The sequence below is a fragment of the Parafilimonas sp. genome, from assembly GCF_047606085.1.
Lineage (GTDB): Bacteria > Bacteroidota > Bacteroidia > Chitinophagales > Chitinophagaceae > Parafilimonas.
This window is the reverse complement of sequence record NZ_JASGEX010000071.1, coordinates 1-7,628: the sequence shown is the minus strand read 5'-3', so window position 1 is coordinate 7,628 and position 7,628 is coordinate 1. Positions and strand designations below refer to the sequence as shown.

The 7,628-nt window shown below is 41.6% G+C and carries 5 protein-coding genes; 1 reads left to right on the top strand and 4 read right to left on the bottom strand.

Annotated features, from left to right (window positions below):
• The first annotated feature begins 426 nt into the window (after positions 1-426).
• Positions 427-1,728: an alkaline phosphatase family protein gene (locus QM629_RS06575; protein WP_415158425.1), complete on the top strand. Its 1,302-nt coding sequence runs from the start codon at positions 427-429 to the stop codon at positions 1,726-1,728.
• A 284-nt stretch (positions 1,729-2,012) separates the two neighbouring features.
• On the opposite strand, the gene QM629_RS06570 is transcribed toward QM629_RS06575, so the two are convergent.
• From QM629_RS06570 to QM629_RS06555, 4 genes are all read right to left on the bottom strand, one after another.
• Positions 2,013-3,590 carry a PepSY-associated TM helix domain-containing protein gene (locus QM629_RS06570; protein WP_415158423.1) on the bottom strand — a complete coding sequence of 526 codons (1,578 nt, stop codon included), beginning with the start codon at positions 3,588-3,590 and terminating at the stop codon, positions 2,013-2,015.
• A gap of 278 nt (positions 3,591-3,868) precedes the next feature.
• Positions 3,869-5,407: an FG-GAP repeat domain-containing protein gene (locus QM629_RS06565; RefSeq protein ID WP_415158421.1), complete on the bottom strand. Its 1,539-nt coding sequence runs from the start codon at positions 5,405-5,407 to the stop codon at positions 3,869-3,871.
• Between the two features lie 102 nt (positions 5,408-5,509).
• Entirely contained in the window at positions 5,510-7,000 is a 1,491-nt protein-coding gene (locus QM629_RS06560; protein WP_415158419.1) for a RagB/SusD family nutrient uptake outer membrane protein, read from the bottom strand.
• Positions 7,001-7,028: 28 nt separating this feature from the next.
• Positions 7,029-7,448 (bottom strand): hypothetical protein, encoded by a 420-nt coding sequence (locus QM629_RS06555; RefSeq protein WP_415158417.1) that lies wholly within the window; start codon positions 7,446-7,448, stop codon positions 7,029-7,031.
• Positions 7,449-7,628 lie beyond the last annotated feature (180 nt).

The window sequence follows — 7,628 nt, the reverse complement described above, 5'->3', positions numbered from 1 at the left end:
TGTTTTATGAGTTTCAGGGCGTCGGAAGTCCTCTCCTTTGGAGAGGATTTAGGTGAGGTCTATCTGCAAGCTTTAAACATATCGCTTATCCCGAACTCACGTTAAATACATTAATCAGCAAGCGCCGGTTTCCTGTTTATAGTGCGCAAGGGATAAATTAGTGAATAATGTTTCTTTGTCAGACCTCACCCCCAACCCCTCCCGAATGGTCGGGACAAGTTCTCCAAAGGAGAGGGGAGCTAAAACCGAACAACACAAAATCACTTTTTTACACCTTACAGCGTATAATAAGCCGGCGCTTTTTAAATTAAAATGAGATGAAACCAAGCATGACAATTTTTCTCACACAAGGGGAATGCCTGCCTGCCGGCGAGGCAGGTACATAGCGAGGTTCCATGAGACCATCGAAAAATAAAACTTGTACGAATGAAAAAAATAATAAGTATTGTTTGTTTAATATTAGTTGTAAGCTGCAGTAAGGCCCAGCAAATAAAACACGTAGTGCTAATTACCATTGACGGCTTTCGCCCGGATTTTTACCTTGAAGACAAATGGCATACGCCCAACCTTAAAAACCTTATGCAGCAGGGGTTTTATGCCAGGGGCGTGAACAGCGTTTTTCCATCTATGACCTATCCTTCGCACACCACCATCGTTACAGGGGTGCAGCCTGCAAAACATGGCATTTATTATAACAGCATGTTTGAAGCCGATACCATAAAAGGTAAAATATACTGGCACTTTTCTTCCATTCACGTGCCCACTGTATGGCAGGCCGTTCATGATAAGGGCGGAAAGGTTGCCGCGTTATTCTGGCCTGTATCCGCCGGTGCACCGGCAGATTATTTAATTCCCGATAACGGCAGCATGGGCGAAGCCAATCGCATTGCTTATTCAAAACCGGCCGGCTTTATCGAAACCTTACAAAAAGATGTTTTTAATGATACAGGAAAAATTAATTACGGAATTGATCACAACGTAGCCCAGATAGCAGCTTATGTTATTAAACAGGCAGCGCCTGAATTAATGACCGTGCATTTCTTTTCAGTGGATCATTACGAGCATGAACAGGGCCGCGAAGGAGACCTTGTGGAGAAAGCCATTTCGGATGCAGACAGCAGCGTAGGCATTGTATGGAAAGCCATAGAAGATAAAGGCATTGCTGATAATACGTTGCTGATCGTTACCGGTGATCATGGGTTTGAAAATACAACCACATCCGTTAACCCGAATGTATGGCTGAAAGAGGCCGGGCTTATAACTGATTTGAAAAACGGTGAATGGAAAGCAAAGTTTTTTTCTGTGGGCGGATCAACTTATCTGTACCTGAAAAACAGGAACGATAAAGCTACGCTTGATAAGGTAAATTCAATATTGAACAATCTGCCCGATTCTGCCAGACAATATTTGCGCATTATCAGCCGGCAGCAGTTAAACAGTATTGGCGGCAACCCTGAAGTTGAATTTGCCATCAGCGGTTTAAACGGCGCTTCTTTCGGCAATGCAGAAAACGGTGAAGCCATAAAAGCAATAAAAACAAGCGGCACGCACGGCTATTTTCCCGATACAAAAAATATACGCACCGGTTTTATTGCGTTTGGAAAAGCAGTAAATAAAGGCTCTGTTGATGAAATGAATGAAAGGGATATTACATCCGTTATTATAAAAGCATTGAATCTGAGCTTTCCAACAGCAGAGGGCAAACTGCCAAAAGGCATATTCAAATGACCTGCCTGTTTAATAATTATGAAAGGTAAAAATATTCAATAATCAATGCTCAATCAATGCCGTTTAATTAAGGAATGTTTATAAAGTCCCTCCCGACCATTCGGGAGGGATTTAGGGTGAGGTCGAAATAAGGTTAACTAAACGGCATTGAATGCTCCATATTCAATATTCATTTTATCAATGTTTACAATTGAACATTCCTGCCCGTGCGGCAGGCGGCATTATTGCGTACTGAATATTAAACGTTTCATTCCGGAAACAAAAACCCATCCTTCAACAAAAAACTAAAAGATTTTAAGCCCGGTATTCATCAGCAGCATGTAAACAACCGTAAACACAATAAAAAAGCCGGATGATAAAGCAAAATATTTTACCAGCATGCGGCTGCCTTTTTTAAACGGGCCAAGGAATATGATATTGAACAGCATGCACAGCATGGCAATTAAAAAATTAATGATGATCAGCACGGCTGTATAAGCAATAGTAAATACTGCCGGCTGAATAACGATACCGGAAACCACACCGTATAATGCGCCCATTACAGCACAAATAAGCAATATCCATACAGCATATTTAAAGCTTTGCTTTAACTGCTTTGCAAAAAAAGCGGCTGTGCCCAAACGGGTTTCTTCTTTTGCCGCCGCATGCCTTACAGGCATATCCTCTTTATTAAAATTGCCCTTTGCGGCTTTCTTTTCAGCGCTTCGTTTTTGTTTGCGCCAGCGCGGGTACCATATAATAAACCCGCTAATAAATAAGGCCAGCGGCGCCGCCCCTCCTATCACTGCAAGAATTTGCGTGGGCAAACCGCCAAACGATCCAAAATGAATAGGCGTAAGCCACGCCAGGTAAGCCTTGCCAATATCAGGAAAATCAGTGCGGCTGTTCAGTGTGGGGCTGCCATTATATTGATCAATATAGATCATTTCCCGGTGGCCGCCTTTTGGCAAGCCCGGCACATACATGGTGAATGCATACACACCGGAAGAATCAGCAGGCAGCCCTACTAATACAATTCTCCCACCAGGCATTTTTTGCTGCGCAATAACAGCCGCCTGCTGTAAGGAAAGCGGCCGTGCCCCTTTTTTATATGCAGACTTTGCGCTGAATATTTTTACTACTTCCTGCGGCGGTTTTCCGCTCAGCATAAATAATAAAGGAATGATGACTAAAGAAAAAGTGATGCAGAACCCGGTTAAGGAAAGCAATGAAACAACAGGCGCTGTATAAAACCCTATTACATTATGCCAGTCGTAATTCTGCCGCCTGAAACCTGCACTGAATTTAACCGTAAGCATTTGTTTTAGCTGGCTCCATTTCTGCGGAATCCATAAACGCAGGCCTGTAATGGTAAGTATAAGTAAGATGAGTGAAGCAATGCCTGTTATATATGTTCCGGTTTGCCCTATGCAAAGCGAAGTATGAATGCTTGTAACAATGCGTATAAAGCTGCTTTCATAAAGCCGCCTGCCGCTTAACGCTGCCGTATATGGATTAATAAAGAATTCTTCTTTTGCTGTAAAATTATAAAACCTGTAGGCTGAGTTTGGTTTATCGGCTTCATCCATTGCATACTCAAACTGTAAAGCCGGGTATTTTTGCTGCACCATGAGCACAATATCCACCAATGGGATTTTATGCTGTGCCTGCTGCACCAGGAAAAGATCTTTGTTCAGCGCTTCGTCAATACCATCTTCAAAAACAAGAATGCTGCCCGTAATGCTGATAACGGCAATAATAAACCCGGCAATTATACCAAGATAAATATGCCATTTGCCAAACCACCTTGGCTGGTGCTTTGACCAGGATGTTTTAATTTTTTTCTTTGCCGGTCGCTTTTGTGTAACTGTTCCGCTTTCCATTGAGCTAAAACCAAAAAGTGTAAGATTAGGATTGCAATATTTGCAATAATCGGGAGAATGATTTTCGCAAAGCGGAAACTATTTGCAAATGCCGACGGGCGAAAAATTTTCATGAAATACCTGTTGGTACGTTTCTTCATCCTTAAAAATATTTCATTCGTACAAGTTTGTTTTTTCAGTTGTCTCATGCCTGTCCCGAACTTGCTTCGGGAGAACCTCGCTATGCACATTCCCCTGTGTGAGAAAAATTATCATGCTCGGTTTCATTCATTTAATGATTACCGTGTTTTATTGCGAAGTACTAAAAATTCAGGGCTATTCATCCATTGCAGCATCAGTTCACGGTTATTGCCGGGTTTTGCAGCCAGATTACCAATTAATATATCAGTGTCCCCATCACCATCATAATCGGCGGCCTCCATGCAAGACCAACGGCCGGTATTTGCTATTGGGAAAGTATGCGGCTCAAACCTGCCGTTGCCTTTATTTTCGAGATAAACAAAACCCTCTTCAGGATGTTTATCATAATCGGCAAAAAAAGCAATGGCAGCAATATCCATATCTCCATCCATATCATAATCCGTCGTCACCGCTTTAAAACAACCATTTAATGGAAAGAAAAAAGCCTGTTTATATGCAATGCCAGTGTTTTCAAAAAGATAAACCCCGTGATACGGTTTCAGCACCTGTGAATAATCGGCATTATCGCCGCAGGTGTATAAAATATCTTTTCTGCCGTCTTTATTAAAATCAACCAGCTGAAAAGAGGTGGAACCATAACAAGGCGGGAAATCCATTACCTGGTATTGTTCAAATTCACCATTGCCTTTATTTATAAACCGGATGATACCCTCGTATGCAGCAGCAAATAAAACCCAGAAATCCGGCAGGCCATCCTGGTTAATATCATCCTGCTGTATGTCAATGGCGCCTGGTAACCGGGATAGGGTTTTCTTTGTATAAGTTTTTCCGTTATTAAGAAACAAGGATAATTCGCCCTGTAAAAATCCAAACTGGCAAACAATAAGGTCTTTCAGGCCATCATTGTTTACATCAGTTAAAATACTTTTTACCGGCCTGTCAAGTGAGTCAGCAATTATTTTCCTGTTTTGGGGATGGCCTATATCAGTAATTTCAACAAATCCCTGCCTGTTCATGGGTGGCGGCTGCGGGCCAAAGCTTCCGATATGGGTAAAAAGCAGTTGCGGGAAATGTTTATCCGAAGAATCTGCAACAGAAACATCAACAATACCTTTCCCATTGCCGGCTGAACTGACATATTGTAAGTTTTTATTAAAGATGATAAGAGAATCGGTGGTTAACCTGGATACTAATATTTCACATTTCCCCGTATATGCATATACTGATGACGTATAAGATTTACACATTTTTGGAGGAACCAGCACCCCGAAAGTTGGGAGCGTTGTATCAATTCTCCTGTCTGCTTCTTTTAATTGTTGCGGCGCATTTTTTAAATAAAACTGCACGATTTCATTCCAGTCTGCCAGATCAATTTTCAGGGAGATAGTATGGGCCACAGGATCTTTGGAGCTGATCATATTTTCCGTCATCGGGTGATAACTTCCGTTTCTGTCGCGGTAAAAATTGGCAAATACGCCCATAGCAGGCAGTATATTATTTTGCCAGATATTTTGAGGAAGCAATTCCGGGCCGGGGAATACATGGCAGGAACCACAATATTTTTTGGCAAGCAACCTTCCTGTACCTGAAGAAGGATTGCCACAGCCCGCACTAATCAAGCTTCCACTCAAAATAATTATGAAAAGAAAAAAAACAGCAGCTATTGTTTTAGACATAAGGGAAAAGCTATAAACTTTTTTTTTCAATTCAAAAAACAAACCTCCGTTCCTGTAAAGGAGGCAGAGGTTTTTAACTGACTATAACCACTTCATCAAATTTCAGTAACCGGGGTTCTGCTCTATAACGCCGTTCGACTCGGTTATTGCCGTTCTGGGTATTGGATACAAAACAAAATCATCATTAGCATAAATAGAGCCTGCTTGCTGCGCCCGGGATATAAAAGTGCCCCAGCGAATCATATCTTCCCTCCTGCAGCCTTCTCCCCAAAGCTCAAACAATCTTTCATCCACGATCTTATCCCGGAATTCATCCTGTGTAAATTCACCTGTAGCATATTCTGTAACACCAGCCCTTGCCCTTACCTGGTTGATGTAGTTGTATGCAGTTGACACAGGCCCTTCATATTCGTTTATAGCTTCGGCCATCATTAATAAAACATCAGCATATCGCCACACTACAATGTCTGTACCCTGCTGTTCACTTGAAGCACTGGGATCAGGCCCGTATTTCATAGGTATGGCACCAATATAACCATTTTCACGCCCGTTATAGGTACCGCTCGACGTGGGCCAGGATTCCAGCAAAACGTCAAGCCGCTTATCATTAGCCGTATCAAATTTATCGTACGTTTCCCACGGCATTTTATACCCGTTCCATTGAGTTATGTTATACCCGTTAGGATCAACATAATTACCGGGCATTACCATAGCGAGCCACAGGTTATAATTAATATCCGCATCTTTCCTGCAGGAAATTGCCAGAATAATTTCGTCGCTGTTCCCCTTATTATCATAAGTGAAAATATCTTCATAATTAGATTGAAGGGTGTGGCCGTACGTCATTAACTTTTCTCCTGTTGAAATAACATCTGACCAGCGTTTTTCATGCATATACAGCTTCATTAGGCCCATAAGGCACGCATCCTGTGTAAAGCGGCCGTAATCTTCAGACGGCAAGGATGCGCAGGTAAGCAAATCAGGTATGGCTTCATTATAATCCCTTTCAATCCAGGCTACCATTGAGTCGGATGAAGGCCTGGCTACAGGATCAGCATCCGGGTTAGCAGCGACCTCGGGATCGCGGATTACTGAAACAGGGCCATAAAAATTATATAATATCCATGAATAATGAGCGCGCAATGCTTTAAGCTGGGCAATATCATAAGCCTTTTCGTCTTCATCCATATCTATTCCTTCAATTTTAGATATATCAATGGTTATTTCACTTACTATCGGCATCAGGTAATTATAATGATTTAACAACTCGTCAAAGTCCTCGGAAAAGTTAAGTTCATTAAACTTAGTCCATCCGTCCCATCCCCATGAACAAACCAGTTCATCTGTTTCCATGCTTGATTGGGCAACCCACCCCTGATTTGACGCCCCCCAGCCCCCGCCATAAGCGCCGGATTCAAGCATACCTGCATACATGGCGGTTAAAGCAGAATTTGCATCCGTTGCACTTGTAAAAAAACTTGAAGCTCCATATTCATCGTAGGTTATCTCCTCCAGCTTTTTTTCGCATGAACTCAATAACATTGCCAACAACAGGCACGAAACGGAAAACTTAATATATTTATTGATTCTCATTTTATTACTGTTTTAATCTGGTTTGTTATTAGAATGTTACATTAACCCCTATGGTATAATTACGTGTCATAGGGTAACCCATATAATTTTGCAATTCCGGGTCCATCCCCCTGTATTTCGTGATAACAAAAAGGTTCTGGCCTGTTGCATAAATTCTGAAAGCAGATATTAAGCGTTGAAAGCCCAACTGCTTAGCATTCATAGTATATCCTAATGTTATATCCCTTATCCTTATAAAGTTTCCGTTTTCAAGCCAATAATCAGAATTAGAAGTATAGGTAGAATATGGGTCAGATAACCCGGTAGGATATTTGCCGGATGTGTTATTGTAAGTCCAGCGGTTTTTAACTACCGAAAGCACATTCCAACCATAAGCGCCTAACTGGGCATAGGTAGAAAATGCGTTGGCATAATCACTGTTATATTTTACCTGGATGTACCCATACATATAAATACCCAGGTCAAAACCCTTGTAAGAAAAGGTATTATTTAAACCAAAGCTATTAATAAGGACACAATTTAGTTCTTATTGTGTATATTTGCGTATGGCAAATAAGAAACGTAAGAATAAAGCAGCGCAGGAAGAGACGCGTTTTCGGATAGCGGACTATTTAAAAAACAAACGAGG